Here is a 26,399-nt window from a genome sequence, read left to right on the forward strand (position 1 = left end):
ATCAACCGGGTCAGGCCTCCCCGTCCGGTTCCCCATGAAGTCCCTGCTCGTCTGCCTGTCCCTGTCCGTTCTCTGCGTCGCCCCGGCTATGGCCGAGGCCCCGGCCCCGCTGACGCCGGAGCTGCGGGCCGCGCTGGCCCGCACGCCCAATACGAAAAAAGCGCGCAACATCATCCTGTTCATCGGCGACGGCATGGGCATCAGCTCGGTCACCGCCGGGCGCATTCTGGCCGGGCAGACGCGCGGCACGGACGGGGCTTCCTATCGCCTGACCTTTGAAGGCCTGCCCTATACGGGCCTGTCCAAGACCTATTCGGCGGACAAGTTTGTCACCGACTCGGCCAACGGCATTTCGGCCATCACCACGGGCGTCAAGACGATCAATGCCGCCATTGGCGTCGATGCGACGGTCAAAAGCAATGACTGCGCCTCATCACAGAAAGGCCGCATCCCTACGATCGCCGAAACCCTGAAAGCGCAAGGTAAGGCTACGGGCATCGTCACCACGGCGGGCCTCACCGACGCCACGCCGGCCGGAGCCTATGGCCACGTGCCGACGCGCGGCTGGCGCTCGGATGCCGAACTTCCCGCCGAGGCGAAACAGGCCGGCTGCATCGACCTCGCCCGTCAGATGATAGAAGCCCCCAAAGCGGTACGCCTCGATGTGGCGCTGGGCGGCGACCGCGCGCGGTTTGTAACGACCGCGCAGGGCGGTAAGCGTCAGGATCGCGACCTGACCGCCGACTGGCGCAACCTGCCCGGAGCCGTGGTGGTCACCGATAAGGCGGGGCTGGCCGCCGTCAACACGAAGACCACTAAGACCCTGCTCGGCCTGTTTGCCGATGGCGACCTGCCCTCAGTCGTCGATCACAAGGGGCAGGGCCCGACGCCCACTCTGGAAGAGATGACACGCAAAGCCATCTCGGTCTTGTCGCACAACAAGGACGGCTTCTTCCTGCTGGTCGAATCCGCCTCCATCGACAAATGGCACCACGAAAACAACGCCTACCGCGCCCTGACCGACGTCGATGAACTGGACAAGGCGGTGAAGGCGGCGCTGGAAATGACTGACGCCAGCGAGACGCTGATCATCATCACCGCCGACCACAGCCACGGCCTGACACTCAGCGCCGGATCGACGCGCAATGAGCCGATCCTGGGGCTGGCACGCAAGAACGGCGTCAATGAGCCGGACAAGAACGGCCAGCCGCGCCTGACGCTGAACTATGCGACCGGCCCCGGCGCGCGACCCGCAGGCAGCCCGCCGCTGACGGAAGAGGAAGCCTTGTCGCCCGACTTCCATCAACTGGCCCTGACGCCGATGTCCAGCGCCCAGCACGCAGGCGAAGATGTCCCCGTCTATGCCTCAGGCCCGTTCGCGCACCTTCTGACCGGGACGGTGGAATCGACCTTCCTGTATCAGGTGATGCGCTACGCCGCGGGTAAGCGCTAGATTATTCCGCTCAAGTGTGAAGCAACCCGGCCCGCTGATCCACTAAAAAGGCCTGATCGTAGAGACGTTATGTCACAACGCATCGGGATCATCGGAGCCGGGATCAGCGGCCTGTCGGCGGCGCAGCGCCTTATTGCCGCGGGCTATGCGGTCGATCTGTTCGATAAGGGGCGCGGCCCCGGCGGGCGCATGTCAACACGACGCGAGCAGACCGATGATACGGCGTACCTGTTCGATCACGGTGCGCAATATTTTACCGTCCGCGATCCGCGGTTTGTGTCTCAGGTCGAGCATTGGGTACAGCACGGGCTGGCCGCCCGCTGGCCAGAGGCCGGGCCGGACGCCTTTGTCGGTACGCCCATGATGTGTTCGCCGCTGGCGCATCTGTGTGAGCGTTTTGGCGTACACTTTGGCACGCGCATTGAGCGCATCACCGGCGCACCCGGCGCGTGGCACCTCGCAACCGAAAACGGCACCTTCGGCCCCTATGCGCAGGTGATTGTCGCCATCCCCGCTGAACAGGCGTCTGATCTGCTCTCTCCGTGGGTGCCGGACTTTGCGCAGACAGCCCGCGCTCACTCGTCGCAACCGTGCTGGACCACGATGGTGTCTTTCTCGGAAGACCCGCCCGGCCTTCCGCCCGTAACGCGCGTGCCGGGACCGGTACTGGCGTGGGTCGCTAACAATGCCTCAAAGCCCGACCGCGCGAAAACCAGCGCTTGGGTGCTACAGGCGACGCCCGACTGGACGGCGGCCTATATTGACCTGAGCCGCGAGGACGCCGCAGCACCGATGTTTGCGGCCTGGCAGGCGCTTCTGGGGCACTCGCTGCCGCAACCGGTCCTGCTCAAGGCGCACCTGTGGCGCTATGCCCGCACGGGCGAAGGCGTGAAAGGACGACTTTACGACAAAACGCTGGGTCTGGGTGTCTGCGGCGACTGGCTGAAAGGGCCGCGCGTCGAAGCGGCATGGCTGTCCGGTCTCGAACTGGCGGAGGCCCTCCTTGCGGCCTGAAGCGCTTACCCGCGTGCAGGCGCTGGAGCGACTGAATGCCTTCTTGCCGCGCGCCGGAGGCGCCTACGCCCGCGAGCGCAATATTGACCCCGGCCCCAAGGAAACCGGGCACGTGTCACGACTCTCTCCCTATGTGCGCCATCGCCTGATCGGTGAATGGGAACTGGCCCGCGCGGCCGAAAAAGCGCACGGTGCTGCCGCCAGCAAGTTTACCGATGAAGTATGCTGGCGGGCCTATTGGCTCGGCTATCTGGAAATGCGTCCGGCTCTGTGGGCGCGCTATGTCGCCTATCTGATCAGCGATGAGGCCGAAACCGCGCGCAGCGGGGAGACTTACCGCGCGGCGATTACGGGGCGCACAGGTATCGACGCCTTCGACGTCTGGGTCTCTGAGCTGATCACGACCGGTTATCTGCATAATCATGCCCGCATGTCGTTTGCCAGTATCTGGGTGCATACGCTGCGCCTGCCGTGGCAACTGGGCGCGGCCTTTTTCCTTGAGCATCTGCTCGATGGCGACGAAGCGGCCAATACCCTGTCGTGGCGCTGGGTCGCCGGACTGCATACGCCGGGCAAGGTCTATCTGGCGTCAACGGAGGCGATTGCCACCTGCTCCGCCGGGCGGTTTCGACCGACCGGACTGGCGCAAAACCCAGCCCCGGTCATGATGGAGCCACCGCCCCCTGTGGTGGCGTTGCCGGCCGCCCAACCGGTCCCGCGCGCCCCTTCGGTCCTGCTGGTGACGTCGGAAGACCTCGGCGCGGACGGGTTTCGATTGGCGGAACAGCCAGTTGTCGGTGTGGCCGCACTGGTGACGGGCAAGGCCCCGGTCGCGGCGGCTACGGCCTCGGTGGCGCAAACACTGGCGCGGCAGATCGGAACCGAGATCCGCCTCTTTAGCTCGCGTGCGGAACTGGAAAGCGCTTTGACGGCATTCGGGACGCGCACCCTGCTCACCAGCCGCCTGCCGGTCGGCCTGACGCGGGCAGAGCTGAACGCCGTGTTGAACGACACCGGCGAACCCATCCACCTTTTTGAACGCACCCGCCTGTGGGACGCCGTGGCCTGGCCCGCCGCCACCAGAGGCTTTTTTGCCTTCCGGCCGGTGATTGGGCACCTTATGGCGCTGACGGACCCCGGCGGGTTTCAGGATAAGCCCTAAGCGGGAGACCGAACTATGGACGCGACTCTGTCGAAACTGAACACCCGTTGGGTGATCGCGCTTACCCTTGCCGGAGGCCTGCCTTTTATGGCCGCAGCCTTGATGACGGCGCTTCATTTGCGCGTGCTAGGCCTTGGCGGACCGGATATCGCCATCACCTATGGGGCGGTGATTGCGTCCTTTCTCTGCGGGCTGCACTGGGGCCTTGTGCTGGGGGGACGGGCTCAGGCGACGTGGCTTCTGATCCTGAGTAACGTCCTTTGCCTTTTGGCATGGGCAGGTGCGCTGCTGGCCCAATCCGGGTGGCCACAGGCCGCCTTAACCCTCCAGACTGCCGTCTTCCTAAGTTTGCTGGCGGTCGATCATGTCTTGATGCGCCGGGGTTGGCTGTCGGCGGCCTTCTTCCGGCTACGCTTGGTCATCACCTGTCTGGTCGTTGCGTGTTTAATTGGGGTCGCCCTCCTCGCCTGACCTTCAGCCCGCGCGCCGTAAGGGCGTGCCGGAGCGGCCCGGCGACTGTGTCTGACGCAGATATTTGATGAGCGTAATCCCCGCGAAACTGGCGGGCAGGTTCGCCGCGAACACCAGCGCCTCAAGACGCACCAACGGCCCGGCCAGCAGACGTTCGGCCGCATAAAGCTGAGGGTCCTCAAGGCGAGGCAGGACCTCACGACAAAACCGCTCAAGGCGTTCTTTTAGCCGCGTGTCACCCATACCAGCGACACGCTCAGCAAGGCGTTTGTGTCTCTCGACCGGAGCATCATCTCCTCTGCCTGCCCTGGACATGCATTCGCGCAAGGTTTTGACCGCCGCAGATAGCCCGTCATTCAGAGCCTCAGGCATCAGCCGCCGTCCGATATTGAACTGCCGGAAACTGCCCGATCGCGCCAGCACCCTAAGGTCAGCAGGCCGCAGCCCGCCCCCCAGATGCACCTCAACACCGTGACGATTGAGATAGCGCCCCAGACTGAGCACGTGCGATAAGGCATCAAAGGCCCGGTCGATATCGGGACTGTGCAGGCTGGCCGCCAGATGCGACATATCCAGCTCCACGGTAAACAAGCCGTAGCGCAGGGCCTGCTCCGCAGCCTCAAGCGTCGGCTCCAGCGTGACAAACAGCGCTATATCGCTGTCCTTCAGCGTCTTCTGGACCTTCTGGATATGGCCTATGTGGGATTTGAGGAAGAGGCTGGTGCTCGTCCATTGCGCGGCCTTCGCTTCACGACCCAGATAGATGCGATCGGCCTTAAGGTGACGCGCGCGCTCAACATGATCGAACGCCGTCGTCACCCGCAAACAGAAGTCTCTCTGCCGTTCGCTACAAACGGCCGCCACGCGCGCCAGATCTTCATCCGAGATCAGACCATGATCGGAGGTCAGGTGGATCATCACCCCTTCGGCCCCGCCCTCGATTACGCGGTCCGCCAGGTGCGACAGGTCAACGGTTTCGCCGATGCCGAGCCCCGGTAAAAGCGCCGCACTTTCAAGACTGACGGCCAGCCGGGGGCCAGTCTTAGGTCCCAACATCAAAACCTCCGTACACCACGCACTACGCACCCCGTTGCGATTTAACTGGTTTACGTCTGGCTGAAGGGGTCCGATGACGGCCAAAATGTCGCAGGGCACGAAGGCCTTCTTGCGCGCCTTGCGCATCCATCACCACCTGTGAAACGTAAATCACCTGAAACCGGTGCCCGTTGATGTCCGCAAAACCACCCCACCTGAGACCCTCTGCCATGCCGGCCGGGCCTGCCTCACGCCTGTTCGCGCTAGGGGGGCTCGCGGCGTCCGGCCTTGGCCACGTCGTCAAGGAAAGCGCCAGACAAATGTCGCGCGGACAAAAGCCCGACCTCGCCAGCCTGTTGTTCGATGAAACCAACGGCCTGCGCATGGCCGATCAACTGGCGCGGATGCGCGGCGCGGCCATGAAGGTGGGACAGATTCTCTCTATGGACAGCGGCGACATCCTGCCGCCCGCCTTCACTCAGGCGCTCAGTCGTCTGCAACAGGAGGCCCACATCATGCCGCGCGACCAGCTGGAGCGCGTCTTGCGCAGCGCGTGGGGCGATGACTGGCGTCAGCATTTCGTGCGTTTTGACCTGACGCCCTTTGCGGCGGCCTCGATTGGTCAGGTGCACCGCGCGCAACTGAAAAGCGGCGAAGTGCTGGCCATCAAGGTGCAGTTCCCGAACGTAACGAAAACCATAGATTCCGACGTCGCCAATATCGCCGGGCTCCTGAAACTGCTAGGCGTGGCGCAGAAGGTGAAGGACCTGCCGGACCTGATTGAGACGGCGCGCGTACAGTTGCACGAGGAAGCCGATTACCTGCGCGAAGCCGCCCACATGGCACGCTATGCCGACGCCCTGTCCGACGACCAGACCTTTGTGGTGCCGCGTACTCATGCGCCGCTTCTGCGTCCCAACATCCTGCCGATGGATTTCGTCGAGGGCGAGGCGGTCGAGACGCTTACGCACGCCCCCGCCGCCACACGTAATCAGGTGATCGAGACGCTGTTTGGTCTGGTGCTGCGCGAGCTGTTTGACCTCAGGCTGATGCAGACCGACCCCAACTTCGCCAATTTCAAATGGCGGCCGCAAACGGGGCAGGTGGTGCTGCTCGATTTCGGTGCCACTCGCGCTGTCCCTGAGACTACTGTCGAGGCCTATCGTACCCTGATGCAGGCGGGCCTCAATGAAGACCGCGAAAGACTGATCGTGGGTTTAAGCGAAATCGGGGCGGTCAATGAGGCCGTTCTGACCGCCCACCGCGCGCGCCTGAACGCCATGCTCGACATCATGATCCAGCACCTGCGGCGGCCGCTGCTCGATCTGGCGGATCGCCGTTTCGTACCCCTGATCCGTGAAAAAGCGCACGAAATCGCCATGGATCACACGACCTGGCAAAGCCCGCCCGCCGACACCCTGTTCGTCCAGAGGAAGCTCAGCGGCATGGCACTTCTGGGGGTACGCATGCGTGCGACTATCCCTCTGCGAGCTATGGTCGCGCAGGCCATAGCCTGAGAAATACCCCCTTCTGAGCGGGTATTTTAATGCCGCACGCCTGGCGAGACAACCCAAGATGTGCAGCTTGTGATTTTATATCATATTTAAACTTCAGTCACCCATCACGTAAGCGTCGCACTGCGTCCCTGGGCAGGCCCCATTCCATTCGTGTTTTGGGGACAAAGGCATGCTCGCCTTCCATCTGCGTTCGCTGCGCGCCACCGCCTCCTTTTGGCCGCTCCTGCCCGCCGCGCTCCTGCTGGCCCCGGCGGTTGCGGCCCACGCCCAGACTCAGCCTGCTATCGAAGAGACTCAGGAAGTGTTTAGTCCCGGTGATTGATGGTACGATTTTATCGTCATTGATGAGGGGTTTGCTATGGGACAAGTTTTACACGGGGCGCCCCAACGACAGAGGCAATCCGTCGAGCGATACAGCATAGTCAAGAGAGTGTGAGGGTGCTGGCCAAGCGCCACGGGATAAACCCAAAGACGGTGAGCAAGTGGAAGAAGCGCCCCTTCGGAAGCGGTTAGGTTGGGGCCCGGTTCCGCAGGTCGTCGTCGATATCTTTCGCATTGAAGACGGCAAGTTGGCCGAACACTGGGACGTCATTCATGAAGAGATTTTTACCGAGAAGACCATCAGCGGCGAGGCCATGTTCAGCGAGACCGTAGCCGCGTAGGTCGGCGTTCGGCAAGCGAGCCAAAGGGCCTGTAACTCTGGCCGGGCGTGTGGCACCGGACCGCGGGAGAGCGAGAGAAGGTGCGGGGCTTCGCGACGGGTTGGAGGTCGAGAGAGAGGCTCCCGGCCGCCCGTCGAGGAGCCGAGCCATGAATGCTACCGTCCAGAAGATCACCCTTTCGTCGTCCCGAGACATCCCTTTCAATAAACTGGTTCTGAGTCAGGCTAACATACGCCGGGTCAAGGCCGGGCTTTCCATCGAAGACCTGGCCGAGTCGATTGCCCGGCGCGGCCTTATTCAGAGCCTGCATGTCCGACCCGTCCTGGATGACGCGGGCGCGGAAACCGGAATGTACGAAGTGCCGGCCGGTGGCCGGCGTTTTCGCGCCCTCGAACTGTTGGTACAGCAAAAACGCCTCGCAAAATCTGCACCTGTGCCCTGCGTCGTATCGGACGCGAACGGCGATGTGCTGATCGAAGAAGTATCCCTCGCCGAGAATATAGAGCGCGCTCCGCTTCACCCAATCGATCAATACCGCGCCTTCAGGACGTTGCGCGACAAGGGCATGACGGATGACGCCATTGCCGCCGCGTTCTTCGTCACACCTCAGGTCGTCAAACAACGGCTGCGTCTTGTCACGGTGTCTCCGGTTCTCCTCGATATCTACGCGGAAGATGGCATGACCCTCGAACAGCTCATGGCCTTCTCGGTGTCCAACGACCACGCCCGTCAGGAACAGGTTTGGCAGACGGTCGGTAAGTCCTGGCAAAGCGAACCCTGGCAAATCCGGCGCATGCTGACCGAAAGCACGGTGCAGGGCACGGACAGGCGTGCGCGCTTCGTGGGCGCCGAGGCGTATGAAGCCGCCGATGGCGTGATCCTGCGGGACCTCTTCAACACCGACAATGGTGGTTGGTTTCAGGATGTCGCCCTTCTCGACCGGCTGGCGGCCGAAAAGCTCAAGGTGCTCGCCGAAGAAGTCGCGATGGAAGGCTGGAAGTGGATTGAGGCGGGCATTTCCCTGCCCTACGGCGTCCAGGATGGTCTGCGCAAACTGGCGGGCGTATCGGCCGAATTGAGCGACGACGACGATCGGCGCTTCCGAGAACTGACCGAAGAATACGATCGGATCGAGGCTGAATACGAGGGTGCCGAGGAACTACCCGATGCCATTGATGCGCGGCTGGGTGAAATCGAGGCGACACTTCTCAGCTACGCAAACCGGCCTTTGATTTTCGACCCCGCAGACATCGCGACTGCCGGCGCCTTTATCTACCTCAACTCGGATGGCCAGCCCGTCATCGAGCGGGGCTTCGTGCGCCTTGAAGACGAGGTGAGCGATGAAACGCCTGCCGATGCCGCCGCCGAAAAGGCCGCCGACAGGCTCGACCCTGACACTCAGGACGAAAATATGCCACGGGCGCAACCGACGTCCATCACCGTGGGCGGCCAACCCGTCTCGCCAGCTGGCGACGAAGAGGAGGATGCCCTGAAGCCTATCCCCGAACGGCTGCTTCAGGAGTTGACGGCTTTCAGGACGGTCGCGTTGCGCAACGCTCTGGCCGAAAACCCTCAGGTCGCAATGACCGCCTTACTCCACCAACTGGTCTCCCTGACCTTCAACCTGCGGCACGGCGGGACGGCCCTTGACGTCAACGTGCATAAGGCTTCGTTCGCCGCCCAGTCAGATGATCTGAAGGATAGCCCTTCGGCCGTCGCCATCACAGATCGGCAGGCGCGCTGGGCGGATCATATCCCTGCCGACGACGACGCCCTCTGGGACTGGCTGACCGCCCAATCCGAGGGGACTCGGTTCGAGTTGCTGGCACACTGCGTCAGTTTCGGCGTCAACGCCCTCTTCGAGAAGGTCAACCCCTATGGCGCCGGTATTTCGGCGCAAGGCCTTCGTGTGCGGATGGCCCATGCAGATCGATTGGTCCAGGCGACCGATCTCGATCTTGTCGAAGCTGGCTGGCGTCCGACCGTCGAGAACTACCTTGGCCGCGTCACGAAGGGGCACATTCTGGAAGCGGTACGCAAAGGCGCCGGGGATCGGGCAAGCGATCTTATCGCCCACCTGAAAAAGGGCGACATGGCCAAAGAGGCCGAACGGCTGCTTGCCGATTCCGGATGGCTACCCGGGCCCTTGCGATCGGCGCATCTCGACGCTGATGCCAATCCAGCTGACGCCGTCGCGGTCACTGAGGAAGAAAACGATCTTCCGGCCTTCCTCGGCGCGCCGGTGAGGCCGCCCGATCCGGAGGAATGCGTAAGCGCTGAAGCCACGCAGGCCGCTGAATAGATCGATCGGGGAGATCGCCTTGCCTGATCTCCCCTCACATAAGACACACAAATTGCGGGCCTCCGCACGCCCTTCCGGTCGCAGGATCACGTTTCAATACGTCGTCCCGTCGTGGCCCACGTCGGTCGGGTGTGGCCCGCTTGGACATTCGGCTTCTCATCCCCTTTCAATGTCTCGCGCCCGGCTCCGATGCCGGGCGTTCTTCGTTTCTGGAGACCTAAACCATGCCTGATTACTTCTCCCGCTTTTGCTGCGTGCTCGACGTGCGCACAATCGAAAACGCTCTCGACGCAGCGGACATACATCGTAAGCCCGAGGGGCCCAGTCACGCGTTTCCATGGTCCGACCGGTTCGTTTTGACGTCCGACCCGGACCAGGCGGGCATCCTCTATATCGAAGATGGCGGATCAGGCGACGTCGAAGGCGTAGTGGAATTTGTATTGATGTGCGCGCGCCGCTTCGATCTGGCAGGCTTCTGGGGCTTTCAATATGCCAATATGTGCTCGCATTCTCGCATCGATGGATTTGGCGGCGGTGCCTACCTGTTGAACCTGACGACACGCGAGACCGTTTCATGGATCGGAACTCACGAATGGCTTGAGGACCTGCACACCGGGGGCGCCGCACATGCCTGAAGGCATCGAAACCCTCGTTTACCGGATCGACGAACTGGACGACGACGCAAAGACCGTTGCGCGGGAATGGTATCGCCAAGACGGGCCGGTTGATGGCTGGTACGAAACCGTCTTCGACGATTTTCAAATCGTCTGCAACTGCCTCGGTATCGACATTAAGACGCGCACTGTCCGGCTTGCCGGAGGTGGATCACGGCAGGCGCCCTGCATCTATTTCTCCGGCTTCTGGAGCCAGGGAGACGGTGCCTGCTTCGAAGGGACTTACACGTACCGATGCGGGGCGACCGCCGCGGTTCGCGAATATGCCCCCAAGGATCGGGAGTTGGACCGTATCGCTTCCGACCTGCAGAAATGTCAGCGCCGGAACTTCTACGCGCTTTGGGCTGTGGCCACACATCGAGGTCGATATTCGCACGAATACGGCATGTCCATCGACGTCAAGCGAGGCGGCCCCTTCGGATACGAAGCGACTTCAGACGCTGAAAGCTGTGTCACCGAAGCGATGCGCGACCTCGCGAGGTGGCTCTATCGTCAACTGGAAGCCGAATACACTTTCCAGCAGTCCGACGCGCTTGTCGATGAGGCCATCTGCGCGAACGATTACACCTTTACCGCGGACGGCCGACGCTTCAGGTAGCCGCAAGCCTGTGTAGTCGTCACAGCCAATTGCTCGCTTCGTCTCAGGATCGTTTCAGCTATACGCTGAACGCCACAGCCGGTCGGTCAACGCAGACGCGTACACGCGCAAGAGCGCGTCACCGGCCGGCTTGAGGCATTCGACGCGCCCCCCCCCCCCCAAAAGCTCCTGGAGACGACAACACGTGCATGGTTCTCAACGACCATCACGGCAAGCTGACGGCGAATGTATCGGATGGCCGTCAAGAATTCGGGGGGGGGAGGCAGGCCCGGCAAGCACGCGGCGCGGACACCGGCGGGATGCCCCCCGCCCCTCTTAGGTGCCGCAGAGGGAGAGACGGCAGGGATTGGGTGAGGTCCCCCGGGGAGAGAGAGCACCGGGGCCCTTACCCTTACTTGCTCTCCCGAAAGACGTATCCATGAATATGATGTCTGCCCCCGTGCCCCAGGCAACGGCCATTCCCGCAGCTCGCGTTTCCGCCGGGGCTATCCTTACGGCCGCAAAGCTTCTTCTGCCGCAGATGGCCGATGGCGAGCCACTTCCGTCAGCCCAGTTACGAAAGGCTCTGGAAGCTGCCTTCGGCGCCTCCGATGCGTCCGGCGCCTGGGACTGGAAGACAGTTTACGAGACCGGTGAAACCGCCTGCGTTCTCTTCCTTCGGAAATACGGACGCCAGTTGTTTCAGAACGCGGCGACACCCCTCGCGCGCCTGACGGCGCTCACCCGGATTGCCGAACTGTTTCCCACTCACACCCGCCGCTCCGAAGAGTCGCAGGCCTTTCAGCAGTTCTCCACGCCCCTGCCTCTGGCGCTGGCCGCCGTCACGGCCGCACAGATATCGGCCTCCGATCACGTGCTGGAACCGTCAGCCGGAACAGGCCTTCTCGCCATTCTTGCCGAGATTTGCGGTGCCGCGCTGACACTCAATGAACTCGCCGAAGAACGCGCCGAGCTGCTCACCGCGCTTTTCCCCGCATCACCGGTCTCGCGCCATGATGCCGCTCAGATCAATGATCATCTGAATGACAGCATTATGCCCTCAGTCGTACTGATGAATCCGCCGTTTTCGGTGATGGCCAATGTCTCTGGGCGGGTCTCCGATGCCGCCCTTCGGCATATCGCCTCCGCCCTTGCTCGCCTTCAGCCCGGTGGGCGCCTCGTCGCCATCACCGGCGCCGGACTTTCACCCGATAGTCACGTCTGGGCGGAAGCCTTTGATCGGCTGCAGTCGAACGCTACTGTCGTCTTCTCGGCGGCAATCAACGGCTCCGTCTATGCCCGTCATGGGACGACCACCGCCACTCGACTGACGGTCATCGAAAAGCGTTGTCGGACGGACGCTGACAGTGCGCCGGCTTTACCTGGCATCGCCCCGGACGTCGCCACGCTCCTCGACTGGATTGCGCTCCACGTTCCACCGCGCCCTGGCATCGATAAACCAAACCCGCCCCGGCCCCCGGCGACAGGTCGCATCCTGACGTCCATACCGCGTCGCAAGCCTCCAAGACCTGCGGCAAGAGCCGCCCTCGACGGCCCGGTGGCCGAGGTACTGACGTATGAAGTGATTGAGCAGGGGCCTCCAGACACCAACGCCATCACCGATGCGATTTACGAAGAATATCGCCTGCAAACCCTCACTATTCCCGGCGCCCAGCCGCACCCGACCAAGCTCGTCCAGTCGGCAGCCATGGCGTCGGTCACACCGCCGAAACCCAGCTATCGCCCTACCCTGCCTACCGACATTCGTGAACACCTCTCCGCTCCCCAATTGGAGACGGTCATATTCGCAGGCGAAGCGCACAGCGAACACCTCGCCGGACACTGGCGCATCGACAAAACCTACGATCAGGTCTCGGCAGCACCCGATGACGCGCCGGATGCCGTTCGCTTCCGGCGTGGATTCATGCTCGGCGATGGAACGGGAGCCGGTAAAGGACGACAGTCGGCGGGGATCATCCTCGATAACTGGCTTCAGGGGCGGCGCAAGGCTGTCTGGATTTCGAAGTCCGACAAACTGATCGAGGACGCCCAGCGCGACTGGGCGGCGCTTGGGATGGAACGCCTCCTTGTCACCCCGCTCTCGCGGTTTGCCCAAGGCAAGCCCGTCAACCTCCCCGAAGGCATCCTGTTTACGACCTATGCCACCTTGAGGTCCGAGGAACGCGGAGAAAAATGCTCACGCCTCCAGCAAGTTATCGACTGGCTCGGGGCTGAATTTGATGGGGTTATCATCTTCGATGAGAGTCACGCCATGCAGAACGCCGCCGGCGGCAAGGGCGAGCGCGGCGACATCGCGGCCTCGCAGCAGGGCCGCGCCGGATTGCGCCTTCAGCACGCGCTACCCGACGCCCGTGTGGTTTATGTGTCGGCGACCGGGGCCACCCATGTTCATAATCTCGCCTACGCCCAGCGGCTGGGCCTCTGGGGTGGCGAAGACTTCCCCTTCGCAAACCGCTCAGAGTTCGTTACAGCCATCGAAGGCGGTGGCGTCGCCGCAATGGAAGTGCTGGCCCGCGACCTGCGCGCTTTGGGCCTCTACACCGCCCGATCACTCTCCTACGACGGCGTCGAGTACGAACTCCTCGAACATCAACTGACCGACGACCAGGTGGCTATCTATGATGCCTACGCCGAAGCCTTTGCCGTCATTCACCAAAATCTCGACGCGGCAATGGAAGCCGCCAACATCACCGGATCAGGCGGCACGATGAACGGACAGGCCAAATCGGCCGCCCGCTCGGCGTTCGAATCCGCCAAACAGCGTTTCTTCGGACATCTTCTGACTTCGATGAAGACCCCGACCCTGATCCGCAAGATCGAAAGCGATCTCGAAGCGGGTCATTCGAGCGTCATCCAGATCGTTTCCACAGGCGAGGCGTTGATGGAGCGACGTCTGGCCAACGTCCTACCGGAAGAATGGAACGACGTGCGCGTCGATATCACGCCGCGTGAATACGTCCTCGACTATCTGGCCCACAGTTTCCCGACTCAACTCTACGAACCCTACAGCGACGAACAGGGTAATGTGCTCTCGCGCCCGGTATATCGCGATGGGCAGCCCGTTGAATGCCGGGCCGCGGTGGCCCGCCGCGACGAGATGATCGAACGGCTGGCAGCACTCACACCTGTTCCCGGTGCCCTCGATCAGATCGTCCAGCGTTTCGGCACCGATATCGTCGCCGAAGTTACCGGCCGCTCTCGCCGTATCGTACGGAAGGGCGACAGGCTGTGCGTCGAAAACCGGCCCGGTTCCGCCAATTTGTCGGAGACTTCGGCCTTCATGGACGACCAGAAGCGTATCCTGATCTTCAGCGATGCCGGCGGGACGGGCCGGTCCTACCACGCCGAACTCTCAGCGCGAAACCAGCGTCTGCGCGTCCACTATCTGCTGGAACCCGGATGGAAAGCGGACGCAGCCATTCAGGGCCTCGGCCGCACCAACCGCACCAATCAGGCCCAGCCGCCTTTGTTTCGCCCTATCGCCACCACCGTCAAAGCCGAGAAACGGTTCCTCTCGACCATAGCCCGCAGGCTCGACACGTTGGGTGCCATCACACGCGGCCAGCGGCAGACCGGCGGCCAGAACCTCTTCCGCCCAGAGGATAATCTCGAATCGACCTATGCCCGGGACGCGCTGCGCCAACTCTATCTGCTCCTTGTGAGGGGGCGGGTGGAAGGCTGCTCGCTGCAGCGTTTTGAGAGCCAAACCGGCCTCCGGCTGACCGATAGCACAGGCATCAGGGAGGAGTTGCCACCGATCAACACCTTCCTCAATCGGCTTTTGGCCTTGACGATAGATCTGCAAGGCATCCTGTTTACAGCGTTCGAGCACTTGCTTGAAGCCAAGGTTGCCGGGGCGATTGCGGCGGGCACCTATGACACCGGCCTCGAAACCCTGACCGCCGAGAGCTTCGTCATCACCAACCGCAGCACGATCTACGTCCATCCGGCCACTGGCGCCGAGACCCGGCTCCTGACGCTTACCGAAAAGAAGCGCAATCACCCGATCCAACTGGGTGGCGCACTCGCCATGACGCGCGGGAATGGCGAAGCGCTATTGATCAACGATAAATCAGGTCGTGCAGCGGTGAAGACACCGGCCCCGTCAATCATGCTCGACGATGGCGAAATCGAGCGGCGTGTGCGTCTGGTGCGACCGATGGACCATATCCACACATCGCTTAAGGCGCTTGCCGATAGTAACTGGCGTGAAGCCTCTGAAGCAGAGTTCACCGAAGCCTGGTTGCGCGAGACTGCCGCGGTGCCTGAATTTTCGGAGACGACGTTGCACATCGTCTCAGGGCTCCTCCTCCCCGTCTGGAAGCGCCTGCCCAACGAGTCCACGCGCGTTTATCGCCTGCAGACCGATGACGGCGAGCGCATTATCGGTCGTCGGGTGTCCGCGGCCTGGGCAGCTACGGCTACCGTGACGAGTATCGCAACCACGATGAGCGGCGAGGCGGTCTATACGGCACTGCTCGAGGGCAAGACGTCGTTCGATCTGGCCGAAGGTCTGCAATTGCGTCGGGTCAAGGTCATGGCGGCCGACCGGATCGAACTTACCGGCTACGCCGAGCCGATGCGCGAACGGCTCAAGGCCTTCGGTCTCTTCACTGAGATCATCTCCTGGAAGCTCCGCTTCTTCGTTCCCGTGTCATCCGACGGACCGGAGATCGTCTCGAAGCTTATCGCTTCGTATCCAATCGAACGGATCACGGAGCGGAGCCCAAACTGATGCCCTCCCCCGAAATCTCTGATCTGGCGTACCGTCTCGGCCGGGAGGCCGAGGCGGTTTGCCGACACTACCTGTCTGCAGGCCAGCGCTCGGGCAAATACTGGCAGGTGGGCAATATTCAGAATCAGCCCGGCGCCTCCCTCTATGTGCGCCTCGTCGATACCCGTGCCGGCGTCGCCGGTAAATGGACAGACGCGTCGACGGGCGAGCACGGTGACCTTCTGGACATCATCCGGCTCAGGTGCCGATTATCGAGGTTCGTCGATATTGTCGACGAGGCACGCGCCTTCCTGGCATTGCCCCGGCAGCCGGTCGTCCCGCCGACCAATCGCATAAAGGGTGCATCACCAGACGCTGCCTGCCGCCTTATCAGCGCCTCGCAACCCCTCGCGGACACCCTGGCGATGGAATACCTTCACCGACGCAAACTGATCGACTTGAGCCATACGACCGCTCTGCGCTTCCACCCGAATTGCTATGTCCGCCCCCGGTCCGGATCAAGCCGTGCGGCATGGCCGGCCATGATTGCGGCCGTAACCGATCTTGACGGCAAGGTCACCGGTGCCCACCGTACATGGCTTGACCCAGTCACTGCGGACAAGGCACCCATCGATCCGCCGCGCAAGGCGATGGGCCATCTTCTCGGAAATGCCGTTCGCTTAGGCGCGGTTAATGACGTCCTGGCCGTCGGCGAAGGCATCGAGACCGTTCTATCGCTTCGTCAGGCCCTGCCGACCCTGCCTCTGGCCGCAGCCCTCTCTGCCGCTCACTTGTCGGCCTTCCTTTTCCCATCGGGTTTGCGCCGCCTCTACATTGCCGTTGATCGGGATCATGCCGGTCAACGCGCACGCAGAGCACTGACAGAACGCGCTATGTCCGTCGGCATCGAGGCTATTCCACTCCTACCGCGCCTTGGAGATTTCAACGAAGATCTCTGCATGTTCGACGCCGATCAACTCCGCGCAACCCTGGTCGAACAGGTCCGCCCGGAAGACTTCATCCGATTTACGCGTTTCTCAAACCGCCGGTGAATGTGGTGGAGTTCCCCGGGGCTTTCGGCGACTCCGGAGGGCCCCGCGCACGCGGCCTTCAGGAGGGCGAGCGGCCGACAAGCGACGGCGTACCTGCAATGTCTGCGGCCGGCGATTTTCCGTCGCGGCCCCATCGGGACCGCGTTCCATCGCGAAGCAAAATCGCCGGTCCTCGCCACGCTTCGCAAGCTCGCGCCCCAAGGGGTGCAGGTCCGCCGCCTTTGCCGGCTACGTCGCCATGAAGGCCGCGGCGGTCGCGGTCCATCGACGGAGCCATACCATGAAAACGTCCTCCTATTACTCGCCCCTCCACACGCCATCGACCACCGGCCAGTTACTCGATGAACTCCAGCTTTTCGGCTATCGCCCGTTTTCTGACGAGCCAGATCCGCGCCCGCTTCCGGATGCCGAGCACCTCACCGGCGCAATGGTCGATATCTTCGACGCTCTCGTCTCGACCTTAGAAGACACGCGCCTTGAGCCCGATCTCGAAGGCCTTCTGTGGGCGACTGTCAACCTGTTCCAACGCGCAGCGGGCCGCATCGAGCGCGATCTCGATGACAATGAGATCGCGCAACGCCGCGCTCAGAAGGAACAGGATGGCAGCGAGGTCAAATCGGTCGAACTTGAAACGCTGGTCCGCGAAGGCCTGACGCTCATCGAACGTCGCTCCGTACTCGAATTGATGCGCGACCAGGCTGCCGAGCACTATGAGCGCCACACCGGAAGCGTCTGGCATCCCCGCTCAGGATCTATGGTCAATCATCGCACCCAGACCGCGGCCATGATCGACAGCCGCGATTTCCTCGCGGCCAGGCGCCGCGCCGATACCGAGGTCATGATCCCGTCAGGACCGAAGATCGCCTTCTCGGGTGGCGAGACGGACGACCATGCACCTATCTGGGCGAAGCTCGATCAAATCCACGCGAAGTATCCCGATATGGTTCTGCTCCATGGTGGAAGTCAGACAGGCGCCGAAAAGATTGCCTCGTGCTGGGCAAAAACCCGCAAGGTGCCGCAGGTGGCGTTTGTTCCAGAGTGGGCCAAGCATCGCCGGGCCGCACCGTTCAAGCGCAACGACGCCATGCTGGAAGTTGCTCCCATCGGCGTCATCATCTTTCCCGGAAACGGCATCCAGGAGAACCTTGGCGACAAGGCGCGGAAGCTGGGTATCCCGGTGTGGAAAGTGGCCGCGACATAGCCCGGCCTTTCGGCCCGACTAAATCCCCCGCAAGAGCTTCGCCGTCTCGCCTTCGACGAGACGCTGTTCGAGGCGAAAGAAGTTGAAGCGCTCGTAAAGCGGCGAAAGCAATTGTTGCATCACCTCGACCAGGGTGTCATCGATCTGCACAAGGGTCGCCTGCCCTTCGAGGACGATTTCCGGCGTCCGGCAAACATCGTCCCCAAACACAGGCTGATCGCCGGTCATACTAACCAGCGCACGCCCTGCCAACCCCGAAAACTTGCACCAAATTGCGATGGCGTCGACGCCTTCGAACGCCTCCGCCATTCTGCGCGCGAACAGAAGGGCCTCGGCCACTCGCCAGACCGGCAGTGTAACATCAAAAACCGCCCCCGGCGCATAGCGCTCAAGCGAGTCCTCTGCATAGCCGCGCACGGTATAAAGCATGCCTTCCGGCGAAACGCGCCAGAAGTCCGCATGAGCTGGCTGCCGAATGCGGTCACCTACAGGACGACCCACCCATGCTTCCACATAGGCGTCGTGCGGATACGGCTCCCATCCAGGCGTACTCATGCGTAGAAACGGCGACCAGCCGGTGAGCTTTATCCGCCGCGCATTGTCGAGGGCATCCTGCGTCACACCGAGTCCTGGCAACGGCGTAGCCCCCAAAAGAGCAAAGCCGAGTTCATACCGGCCCAGAGGCATGCGGGAAGGGGCATCGGCCGGTAAGTCAGCGATCAATTCTTCCCAGCGCGCCTTCGAAAGGGTACAGAAATCGATGAGCCTTGCCCGGTTGTCGGCCTCTACGCCCTGCGGTTCAACCCGCCCCGATACGATGGCGCGTATCGCATCCAGCATGTCATCTCGGCCGGCCCGGAGACATCGATTCAGCAGGTCGCGCCATTCTTCGGGCGTATGGGCCTCCTCGCTTTTCGGACCCGGTTTACGAATGTAGCATCTGGCCTGATTGATCACATTGTTGCAGTCCCTCTTGCTCATCACGGGTACAGTCAGGGTTGGCGGCACCGATATGACCGGATGAACGATGCCCGTGACAGGGTGGGTGACATTGAACATCCGGCAGTGAAATGCTGGGGTCGCGTATCGCTGAATGGCAGCATTCACCGCGTCCTGTGTGATTTCTGGGATAGCCGCAGGTCGTTCATTTGAGGTAAGTCCGGCAGCCGTTTCGGCGAAGCCTATGGTGATAAAGCCACCACCGTGATTGACCAGGGCGATGGCGGCCTTCGCCAACACAGCCTTGTGCTCATTGGTAGTGAGATTGATCCAGTCTTTATACTCGACTGCCAGGTCTTCGCAGGGCTCTGTGAGCAGGGGTTCTAAGTCTTTTAGGGTCGGCATGAAGGGGCTCTTAGATCACCTTGATCGCATGGCGGGTTACCTGCCAGGCGCTGTTTTTAAATGCTAACTGCACATCGCCCTTTTGTGCCACAGCACCTACCGTCGGGTGGATGGCGTCCAGGTAGTCGACAACCTTGTCCCTTGTGGGCTGGCTCGTGAACAGAAGCCGAATGTCGTCACCGTCATTTCGGGCGGTGAGAAGGAAGTCATGAAATACGTCTGAGGGTCGCGTTCTGTCGTTCTCCGCATGCGAAAGCAGTAGGTAGGAGACGTCATCCTGCTTCTCGTACTCGGCGGCAGAGAGCACCCGATAGAAATGGGCATTGTTGCCACCATGATGGGCAACCTGTACCACATGCAGGGGCTTTAATTGCGCCAGCAATTGCGGGTAATAGCTCTTGTTGTCCTGTTTGAAGTCCACGCATCCCGCATCGCCCGATACGAGGATGCGCTGCCCCGCAAACTGGAAACAACCGATATAGCTGAGTTGGTTGCTCGGCGTGATGCTCCGGATTTCACCTAGGAAGAAGAACGCCGCCTTAGCGTATTCCACGACCGGAAGTCGGTCGCGATGTTTGCGGACGAGTGACTGCGACGGACCGAGCAGTGTAAACGCCAGCCCGTCGCCAGTGTCCCGACTTAGCGTAAATTTCCCCGTCGTCGCGTTCCAGCGGTAGAACCGCGGCGTACCATCAGGCACAATCTCGGTTTTAAATGGGATCGAACGTCGTTGAAGCGCCTTTACAACGTCGAATAACGCTTTCGCGTTGATTGCGTCTTCAGCCACGCCCTTTCGAATATTATCGACCGTTCGAAACTGCGCAGCGGCGATTTCCGAGTTGGGGCTCATTGTGTGTTCGAGATTCGCCGCCAGGTCCTTGAAGGTTGTCTCCCCAGCAAAACGGTAGACACTATTCATCCGACGAAGCTGAATATCAACGAGTTCATCAAGCTCGTCTGGAAGTTCGGCGTCTAGGTTGTTGCAATGACCGCATTGCTCGTCCTCGCGCCCCGCGTGAAACCTGAAAAATGCAAGCTCGTCGCCATGGTGGTCAGCGAAATGCTGCGCTTCAAACTTGTACGCCTCTTCATTTCCCTTCAGCCCAACGACGCGGAGGCCACTGATGTCAGCACGTTTTCGATCGATATAAGACTGGAACGTCGCCTCACCTGCTTCGGATGCAAACTGGTGGGGCAGCAGGTTCGCTGCCGTCAAGGCGAGGTCGAGTGGGAATACCTGCGTGTCGTTGGCTACCGGCGGCAGCCACGCCTCGCCGACCTCGAAGCGCGAATCGTCAATCACAGGAGCCAAGCCGTTTAGGTGATCCTCGTCGTAATGGGTGCCAATGATCAGATCGATCCGCCGGTCATCGGGAGGCAGTAAGGCAATCAATTTGTCGCGCACATGTGTCGGTGGATATTTCGGTGCCTTGACCCCAGCATCCGCGAGGACCCGAACTGTTCTGCCATCGAGGCGGAACTGAAGCAGTATCGCTGCCCCAAGCTGGACCTCGAACATGTCAATCTGGATATCAGGCATCTTCCCTCCCCATCGCTCTCGCCCTTGGAAACCCCGTCTGAGGGCCTTGTTCAGTTCACCACTCCCGCACCGATTGTCAACATCCGCATCTCAACCACTCACTGGACATTCCAACTTACACTTGTCGGCCTGAGATAAGGCACCGTTGCCAGGAAACTCTCCATCACATCCAGCGCTCCAAACGGCCTCTCAATGGATTGATCTAGCCGCAGGCCGGCTGCGCCTCGATCGCCTGAGACGCAACAGCGGCGTCGGACTTTTTTCCCCTGCCGGCTGCGCCGCCATTCCTCGCGAGACAAAAAAGCCCGACTTAGCTGTCAAGGCCCTATCGGGCTGCGTCGCCGATCGCCTGCGTCAAACGATCCCCATCGAGGCCGCAATGGTGCGGCTCGAAACTGAAAAGGAGAGTTTCACATGGCTACCATCGGCACCTTCAAGAAGTCCAATAACGAGTTCAATGGCGAAATCGTCACCCTCTCGGTTCAAGCCCGCGGCGTTCGCATCATTCCCGACGCCCGCGCTTCCGGCGAGAACGCCCCCACCCACCGCGTCATGGTGGGCCGCGCTGAAATCGGCGCCGCCTGGACCAAAAAGTCCAGCGAAGGCCGCGCCTATCTGAGCCTCAAGCTGGATGACCCATCGTTCAGCGGTCCGATCTTCGCCAACCTCTTTGACGACGAAGATAGCGATACCTACAGCCTGATCTGGTCGCGCCCGGTACGCCGCAGCAACGACTAAACAGGCCAGGCCCCGGCCCTCGTGGCCGGGGCTTGAATGCTGCCTGCTGTCATCCCCAATGCCTCACCCGTCCGGGTGAGAAAGCCCGAATTCTTCTAAGATTTCGGGCTTTTTCTATGTCGCTTGCCTCTCGATTCCATCCGAAGTTGCCGCGACTCCCTCAAGGTTATCCACAGGCCTACTCTTCGGTAATCGCGAACCGTTTCGCGATGAAAGGAGCGTAAATGGCAACGGCACATTCCGGGCCGCTTCAACGGTTCCTCAGGACGCCCGAGGCGGCGCGCCTGCTCGGCTTATCCGGGCGCACCCTCGAAAAGCATCGCTGCAACGGCACCGGTCCTTATTATAGCAAACTCGGTGGTCGGGTGGTCTACGCCGCCGCCGACCTGCTCAAGTGGGTCAAACGTGGCGGGCGCCGCTCAACAGCGGACAAGGTCGATAAGCCGATCAAACCCACTCACCACAAAAAGAAAAAGCACCGGCGGAAGGGCAAAAAAAAATGACGCGACCCCTCTGCCCGCCCCATCGCCGGATATCACGCCCTGTCCTGGCCCTGATGACCGCCACTGGGCTTATACTGATTGCGGCAAGCACCGTTTCCCGTCAAAAGGTGGTTCTTTGGAATGCGACCAGCAGTGTGCCGCGGGGACTTTATATGGTCTCCCGGGAGATCAGCCTGGACCCTGGAACCCTCCTCGTCGTCCATTTGCCAGAACCGGTGGCGCATCTGGCATCAAAACGCGGCTATTTGCCTACCGACATCCCCCTGATCAAACCGGTCGCCGCTGGCCCCGAAGCGGCGGTGTGCCGACACGGCGACACGATTTTCGTCAATGGGAAAGCGCGTGGGGTCGCTAAGGCCGTCGATCTGAAGGGCCGTCCTCTACCCGTCTGGCAGGGTTGTCATCGTCTGCGCAACGACGAGGTTTTCCTCATGAATTCACAAAACCCGGACAGCTTCGATGGGCGATACTTCGGCCCAATCCCCACTCAAAACATCCTCGGAACGGCGCATCCCCTCCTCACAGAAGAGCCTTCCCTGGCACCCGCAGCCTTCCCCACACATCGTTGAAAGAAAGACCCCGCCCATGCCCCAAATTGGTCAGTTCACGCGCCTGCGCGGCCTCTTCACGGGAGACATCCGCACCCTCCTAATCGACCGCCATATTGTACTCGTGCCGGTCGCCAACCCGTCCACGGGGTCATCCCCGAGTTACACCATTCACCTGAAAGACGCCGACGGACCGGAAGTCGGGGCCGCCTGGAAACGTACCGGTGACCGCGTCGGGGAGTATCTGTCACTCCTCCTCGATGATCCCACACTGGCGGCCCCTTTGCGTGCAAACCTCTTCCAGAAAGACGACGACAAGAAGGTCTGGACGCTCATCTGGAAACGCGAAGAGACGCGCAGAGCAAAGCCTGAGGACGCATCATGATCGCGCCGACGGCACTGAGCCTTATTGCCGTCATCGGACAGGTCTCTGGCACAGAAGCGCCTCGCTTCAATGACGGTGAGGTGGCCGCCGCCGTACAATATGCCAGCAATAGATTCGATGTTCCGCAAGCATGGATCTGGGCCGTCCTGGAGGTGGAAAGCGCCGGTAACCCGAAAGCCATTTCCCCGAAAGGCGCATCGGGTCTTATGCAACTCATGCCACAAACCTGGGAAGACTTGCGCGTCCGATATGGCCTGGGCGCCGACGTGCATAACGTCCGCGATAACGTACTCGCAGGTACGGCCTACCTCAAGGATATGTGCATCCGTTACGGCGCCCCCGGCTTTCTGGCAGCCTATAATGCGGGCCCCGGCCGGTATGAATTGAGCCTTAAAACCGGTCAGCCTCTGCCCACGGAAACCGTCCTCTATATACGCAAAATCGAGCAGCGGCTGGGAGCGGAGTTGCACAAGAATGGACCGGTCTGCGCCAAACCTCAGGCCCTGCCCTGGCGTAGCGCCGCGCTGTTTGCCTCAACTGATAACGCTCCATCCCCAACCCCTTCGTCGCTCTTTCCGTCTGAGGCCAGCCCCTTCGTCGCGGCCGCGCCCGTCGCTTCGCGCCGGGCGGAGGACGTCGAAACCCAGGGGGTTCCAGGCCAATGAGGGGCCTAAGAGAGAGGCAGGATAAAAGAAGAGAGAGGCTGCGGGGCTTTGAGCGATCATATTTCGATTTTAAATCAACAACTTGCCTTGCCTCAGGGTGAGGCTCCGCTGATCTACGTTGAGGCTTCCGACGCGTAACCCTCTGAAAGAATTAACGATAATGTGAGGCATGACCCCGATGGATGAAGAAAACGAATTCGAAATCCGCCCCGGTCGAATCCGGGCCCGTTCGATCCAGCGTCAACGCCCATTCATCGCTCAGGCGCTCGCCGCGGCGCAGAAGGCAGGCGCGACTTTGAAGAATGGGGGCCTCTCCCGAAAGGCTAAGGGCTTTGGCCGCGGTCGCCGGGCGACCCTGATTGCCAATCGACTCCTCACGCAGCGAAGCCGTCTCGCCGTCATCAAGGCGCGCGTCGTCCGGCATCGTCGGAACCCTAACGCGCTCACCGCGCATCTGAGGTATCTCCAGCGCGAAGGCGTCACACAAGACGGAGAAAAGGCCGTCCTGTTCGGGCGCGACGCCGATCAGGTCGACCGCACCGCGTTTGCTGACACCTGCGCCTACGACCGTCATCATTTCCGCTTCATCATATCTCCGGAAGACGCGACTGAACTCGCTGATATTCGGCAGTTCACACGCGACCTGATTCGCCAGGCCGAAACCGATCTCGGCACAAAACTCGACTGGGTTGGCGTGGCGCACTGGAATACCGAGCACCCGCACGTGCATGTCATTTTACGCGGGAAAACAGACCTCGGCGAGGACCTCGTCATCAGTCGCGACTACATCCGCGAGGGCATGCGGGCCCGGGCGCAGGCCCTGCTCACCGATGAGCTGGGACCGCGAACGGATGTTGATATTCGAAAGAGTCTCCATCGCCAGATCGAATCCGAGCGGTTTACGCAGCTTGACCGTCAGCTTCTACGCGACGCCTATCACTTCGGATATGTGGACCTCGCCCTTAAAGACCCGGACCCCTTCCACGTGCTCAAAGCCGGCCGGGTCCGAAAGCTCGAGGCTTTGGGACTGGCGGAACAGTTTGCGCCCGGCCAATGGGTGCTTGCGCCAGAAACCGAAGAGACTCTGCGAGCCCTGGGGGAACACGGCGACATCATCAAACGCATCCACCGCGCGCTGAAAGAGAATGAAACCGCCCGATCTTCGGATAGGCTGGCCTGGGGTCAGGAAAGCCTGGTGCCTGACCTGACCGGGAGGCTCCTCGACCGGGGGCTCGACGATGAATTGAAAGGGACCGCCTATGCGGTAATCGACGGTGTCGATGGCCGAACGCACCATCTCTCCTTTCCATCGCTGGAAGCCACCACCAGCGCGAGGCCAGGTGCTATCGTTACACTGCGAGGGGCAACCGAAGACCGTCCGCCGCGGTTAGTGGTCGCTTCCGATCTCGACCTGAAGGCGCAGGTTGATGCTACCGGCCCGACGTGGCTTGATCATTCGACCATGGATGGATCTTCGGCGTCGTGGGCCCGCGCTGGCTTCGGTGCAGAGGCACGAGAAGCGCAATCTTTAAGACAGTCCGTTCTCGCAGTCAGGGGCCTCGCGCAGGACTACGGGGGCGAGGCTCGGTATCCGCCTGACCTCCTGAACCGCCTTGAAAACGAGGACTATCGGGCGGTGTGCAGACACGTCTCCGAGCGCTTTGGACGGCATGTCCTTGAATACGCAGCCAACCCATCTGTCGCCGGCCGCCTCGTGGACACGGTCGATGCGACCGCCCGCCGATATGCTCTGCTCGATACCGGTCAGGGTCTACAGCTCGTTCCGTGGTCGCCGGCACTTTCGGACTCCATCGGTGAATGGGTGACGGGGCAGAAGCGGGCAAACGGATCCATAGCCTGGGACATCAGTCGCTCAAGAGGCATCGAAATCCCAATGTGACAGCCGCGCGATTTAACCCATTGTTGAAATCCTCGCAGGTCACTACACTATATGTTGTTTATTCAATGCGCTCGCCCCGTTGAAGAGGCCTGCGTCGGGAAGGAGGTTGCGTATGGCGAAGCAGAGCCCTCTGAAGGCCATGCAAGCCTATGAGGCGGTGAAACAGGAAGTGCTCTCTGGCAGACTGGCACCCGGGGAGTGGATCGATGTCAATGCCATGGCAAGCGCGCTTGCCATTAGCATCACGACGGTCCGATTAGCCCTTTATAAGCTGGCCGGGGAGGAATTGGTTGAAGGCCATCCCCGGCAGGGTTTCTTTATGCGCCCGTTGACGGAAAGCACGTTGCAGGACCTGTTCGCCGTCAGAGAAGCGCTCCAGTTGATCGCTATTCGCTTCGCGCAGATTGGTAATTCGGCCGCCCTGCGTGAGGCTATTTGCCAGAACGCGGCCAATCCCGTGGCCGCCATCGATGGCCTGTTCCGGGATATTGCCGTCTTTTCAGGCCATGATGAACTGAGCCAGTGGATCGAGCGGGCCGGCAACCGCCTCGCCTTCCTGAGAGAGAGCGGAACCAGACTTTTACCAAATGTGCGCCCCGACCAAGAGGCGATGGCCGCTCTATGGATAAACGGCGACCTCCAAGGCCTTGAAGCCCACCTCCTGAGCTTTGGTCAAACGCTGCGGCAACATATCCCCGAAATTGCCGCGCAACTTCGCACCAAGCGACACAGCACCATGAGTAGCACCTGAAATTTGGTTTTTACCGTTCGCGCGATCGGTCCGGTAGCAACCGAATCAAACTTTGCGGGAACATACGGTGGTTTTGAACCTTCAGGTTATGAGCCTGATCGAATCTCTATTACACAACTGAATTTGTTTCAAATTTTTCGATTCAAAAAATTGTTGTGCTTAAATTTGTG

23 protein-coding genes and 1 pseudogene are annotated in these 26,399 nt (G+C 61.3%); 21 read left to right on the top strand and 3 right to left on the bottom strand.

Going from position 1 to position 26,399, the window contains the following annotated elements; translation table 11 throughout:
• Positions 1–34: 34 nt before the first annotated feature.
• The 4 genes from EM6_RS16370 to EM6_RS16385 all read left to right on the top strand — a co-directional run bounded on the left by EM6_RS16370 (position 35) and on the right by EM6_RS16385 (position 4,100).
• Positions 35–1,453, top strand: coding sequence for an alkaline phosphatase (locus EM6_RS16370; RefSeq protein WP_126424224.1), 1,419 nt, complete (start codon positions 35–37; stop codon positions 1,451–1,453).
• A 69-nt stretch (positions 1,454–1,522) separates the two neighbouring features.
• Entirely contained in the window at positions 1,523–2,467 is a 945-nt protein-coding gene (locus tag EM6_RS16375; RefSeq protein WP_126424225.1) for an NAD(P)/FAD-dependent oxidoreductase, read from the top strand.
• Positions 2,457–3,629 (top strand): FAD-binding domain-containing protein, encoded by a 1,173-nt coding sequence (locus EM6_RS16380; RefSeq protein ID WP_126424226.1) that lies wholly within the window; start codon positions 2,457–2,459, stop codon positions 3,627–3,629. The genes EM6_RS16375 and EM6_RS16380 overlap by 11 nt, the downstream gene beginning before the upstream one ends.
• 15 nt (positions 3,630–3,644) lie before the next feature.
• Positions 3,645–4,100, top strand: a complete 456-nt coding sequence (locus EM6_RS16385; protein ID WP_126424227.1) for a DUF3429 domain-containing protein — start codon at positions 3,645–3,647, stop codon at positions 4,098–4,100.
• Positions 4,101–4,103: 3 nt separating this feature from the next.
• Here EM6_RS16385 and EM6_RS16390 read toward each other — a convergent pair whose 3' ends face one another.
• Entirely contained in the window at positions 4,104–5,156 is a 1,053-nt protein-coding gene (locus tag EM6_RS16390; protein ID WP_232037207.1) for a pyridoxine 5'-phosphate synthase, read from the bottom strand.
• Between the two features lie 209 nt (positions 5,157–5,365).
• Here EM6_RS16390 and EM6_RS16395 point away from each other — a divergent pair, with 209 nt between their 5' ends.
• The 10 genes and pseudogenes from EM6_RS16395 to EM6_RS16435 all read left to right on the top strand — a co-directional run bounded on the left by EM6_RS16395 (position 5,366) and on the right by EM6_RS16435 (position 17,855).
• Positions 5,366–6,652, top strand: a complete 1,287-nt coding sequence (locus tag EM6_RS16395) for an ABC1 kinase family protein (protein ID WP_126424228.1) — start codon at positions 5,366–5,368, stop codon at positions 6,650–6,652.
• Positions 6,653–6,821: 169 nt separating this feature from the next.
• Positions 6,822–6,974 (top strand): hypothetical protein, encoded by a 153-nt coding sequence (locus EM6_RS17445; RefSeq protein ID WP_172961293.1) that lies wholly within the window; start codon positions 6,822–6,824, stop codon positions 6,972–6,974.
• Positions 6,975–7,010: 36 nt separating this feature from the next.
• Positions 7,011–7,147: pseudogene (locus tag EM6_RS16400) on the top strand (helix-turn-helix domain-containing protein); the annotation flags it as partial.
• A complete protein-coding gene (locus tag EM6_RS16405; protein ID WP_126424229.1) occupies positions 7,135–7,314 on the top strand; it encodes a hypothetical protein in 180 nt (59 codons plus the stop codon). The pseudogene EM6_RS16400 and the gene EM6_RS16405, both read left to right, overlap by 13 nt.
• 148 nt (positions 7,315–7,462) lie before the next feature.
• Positions 7,463–9,616, top strand: a complete 2,154-nt coding sequence (locus EM6_RS16410; RefSeq protein ID WP_126424230.1) for a ParB/RepB/Spo0J family partition protein — start codon at positions 7,463–7,465, stop codon at positions 9,614–9,616.
• A gap of 224 nt (positions 9,617–9,840) precedes the next feature.
• Complete coding sequence (locus EM6_RS16415) at positions 9,841–10,251, top strand: hypothetical protein (protein ID WP_126424231.1); 411 nt, start codon at positions 9,841–9,843, stop codon at positions 10,249–10,251.
• Entirely contained in the window at positions 10,244–10,888 is a 645-nt protein-coding gene (locus EM6_RS16420) for an antitoxin of toxin-antitoxin stability system (protein ID WP_126424232.1), read from the top strand. Before EM6_RS16415 ends, EM6_RS16420 begins: the two co-directional genes overlap by 8 nt.
• 418 nt (positions 10,889–11,306) lie before the next feature.
• Entirely contained in the window at positions 11,307–15,623 is a 4,317-nt protein-coding gene (locus EM6_RS16425) for a strawberry notch family protein (RefSeq protein WP_126424233.1), read from the top strand.
• Positions 15,623–16,654, top strand: a complete 1,032-nt coding sequence (locus EM6_RS16430; protein WP_126424234.1) for a DUF7146 domain-containing protein — start codon at positions 15,623–15,625, stop codon at positions 16,652–16,654. Before EM6_RS16425 ends, EM6_RS16430 begins: the two co-directional genes overlap by 1 nt.
• 280 nt (positions 16,655–16,934) lie before the next feature.
• Positions 16,935–17,855 carry a DUF2493 domain-containing protein gene (locus EM6_RS16435; protein WP_126424235.1) on the top strand — a complete coding sequence of 307 codons (921 nt, stop codon included), beginning with the start codon at positions 16,935–16,937 and terminating at the stop codon, positions 17,853–17,855.
• 18 nt (positions 17,856–17,873) lie between these two features.
• Here EM6_RS16435 and EM6_RS16440 read toward each other — a convergent pair whose 3' ends face one another.
• Together EM6_RS16440 and EM6_RS16445 are read right to left on the bottom strand one after the other, a co-directional pair.
• Complete coding sequence (locus EM6_RS16440; protein WP_126424236.1) at positions 17,874–19,199, bottom strand: putative DNA binding domain-containing protein; 1,326 nt, start codon at positions 19,197–19,199, stop codon at positions 17,874–17,876.
• A 10-nt stretch (positions 19,200–19,209) separates the two neighbouring features.
• Positions 19,210–20,739 carry a hypothetical protein gene (locus EM6_RS16445; RefSeq protein ID WP_126424237.1) on the bottom strand — a complete coding sequence of 510 codons (1,530 nt, stop codon included), beginning with the start codon at positions 20,737–20,739 and terminating at the stop codon, positions 19,210–19,212.
• 414 nt (positions 20,740–21,153) lie between these two features.
• Between EM6_RS16445 and EM6_RS16450 the strand changes: the two genes are divergently transcribed.
• The 7 genes from EM6_RS16450 to EM6_RS16480 all read left to right on the top strand — a co-directional run bounded on the left by EM6_RS16450 (position 21,154) and on the right by EM6_RS16480 (position 26,229).
• Positions 21,154–21,477, top strand: a complete 324-nt coding sequence (locus tag EM6_RS16450) for a DUF736 domain-containing protein (protein ID WP_126424238.1) — start codon at positions 21,154–21,156, stop codon at positions 21,475–21,477.
• A 224-nt stretch (positions 21,478–21,701) separates the two neighbouring features.
• Positions 21,702–21,980 carry a helix-turn-helix transcriptional regulator gene (locus EM6_RS16455; RefSeq protein WP_126424239.1) on the top strand — a complete coding sequence of 93 codons (279 nt, stop codon included), beginning with the start codon at positions 21,702–21,704 and terminating at the stop codon, positions 21,978–21,980.
• On the top strand, positions 21,977–22,549 hold the full coding sequence (locus tag EM6_RS16460) for a S26 family signal peptidase (RefSeq protein WP_126424240.1): 573 nt from the start codon (positions 21,977–21,979) through the stop codon (positions 22,547–22,549). The genes EM6_RS16455 and EM6_RS16460 overlap by 4 nt, the downstream gene beginning before the upstream one ends.
• Positions 22,550–22,565: 16 nt before the next feature.
• Complete coding sequence (locus EM6_RS16465; protein WP_126424241.1) at positions 22,566–22,913, top strand: DUF736 domain-containing protein; 348 nt, start codon at positions 22,566–22,568, stop codon at positions 22,911–22,913.
• Positions 22,910–23,578: a lytic transglycosylase domain-containing protein gene (locus tag EM6_RS16470; protein WP_126424242.1), complete on the top strand. Its 669-nt coding sequence runs from the start codon at positions 22,910–22,912 to the stop codon at positions 23,576–23,578. Before EM6_RS16465 ends, EM6_RS16470 begins: the two co-directional genes overlap by 4 nt.
• A 169-nt stretch (positions 23,579–23,747) precedes the next feature.
• Positions 23,748–25,478, top strand: a complete 1,731-nt coding sequence (locus EM6_RS16475; RefSeq protein WP_331876985.1) for a relaxase/mobilization nuclease domain-containing protein — start codon at positions 23,748–23,750, stop codon at positions 25,476–25,478.
• A gap of 112 nt (positions 25,479–25,590) precedes the next feature.
• The gene (locus tag EM6_RS16480; protein WP_126424243.1) at positions 25,591–26,229 is read left to right on the top strand and encodes a GntR family transcriptional regulator; all 639 of its coding nucleotides are present in this window, start codon (positions 25,591–25,593) and stop codon (positions 26,227–26,229) included.
• Positions 26,230–26,399: the final 170 nt, after the last annotated feature.

It is taken from the genome of Asticcacaulis excentricus (genome assembly GCF_003966695.1).
GTDB lineage: Bacteria > Pseudomonadota > Alphaproteobacteria > Caulobacterales > Caulobacteraceae > Asticcacaulis > Asticcacaulis excentricus_A.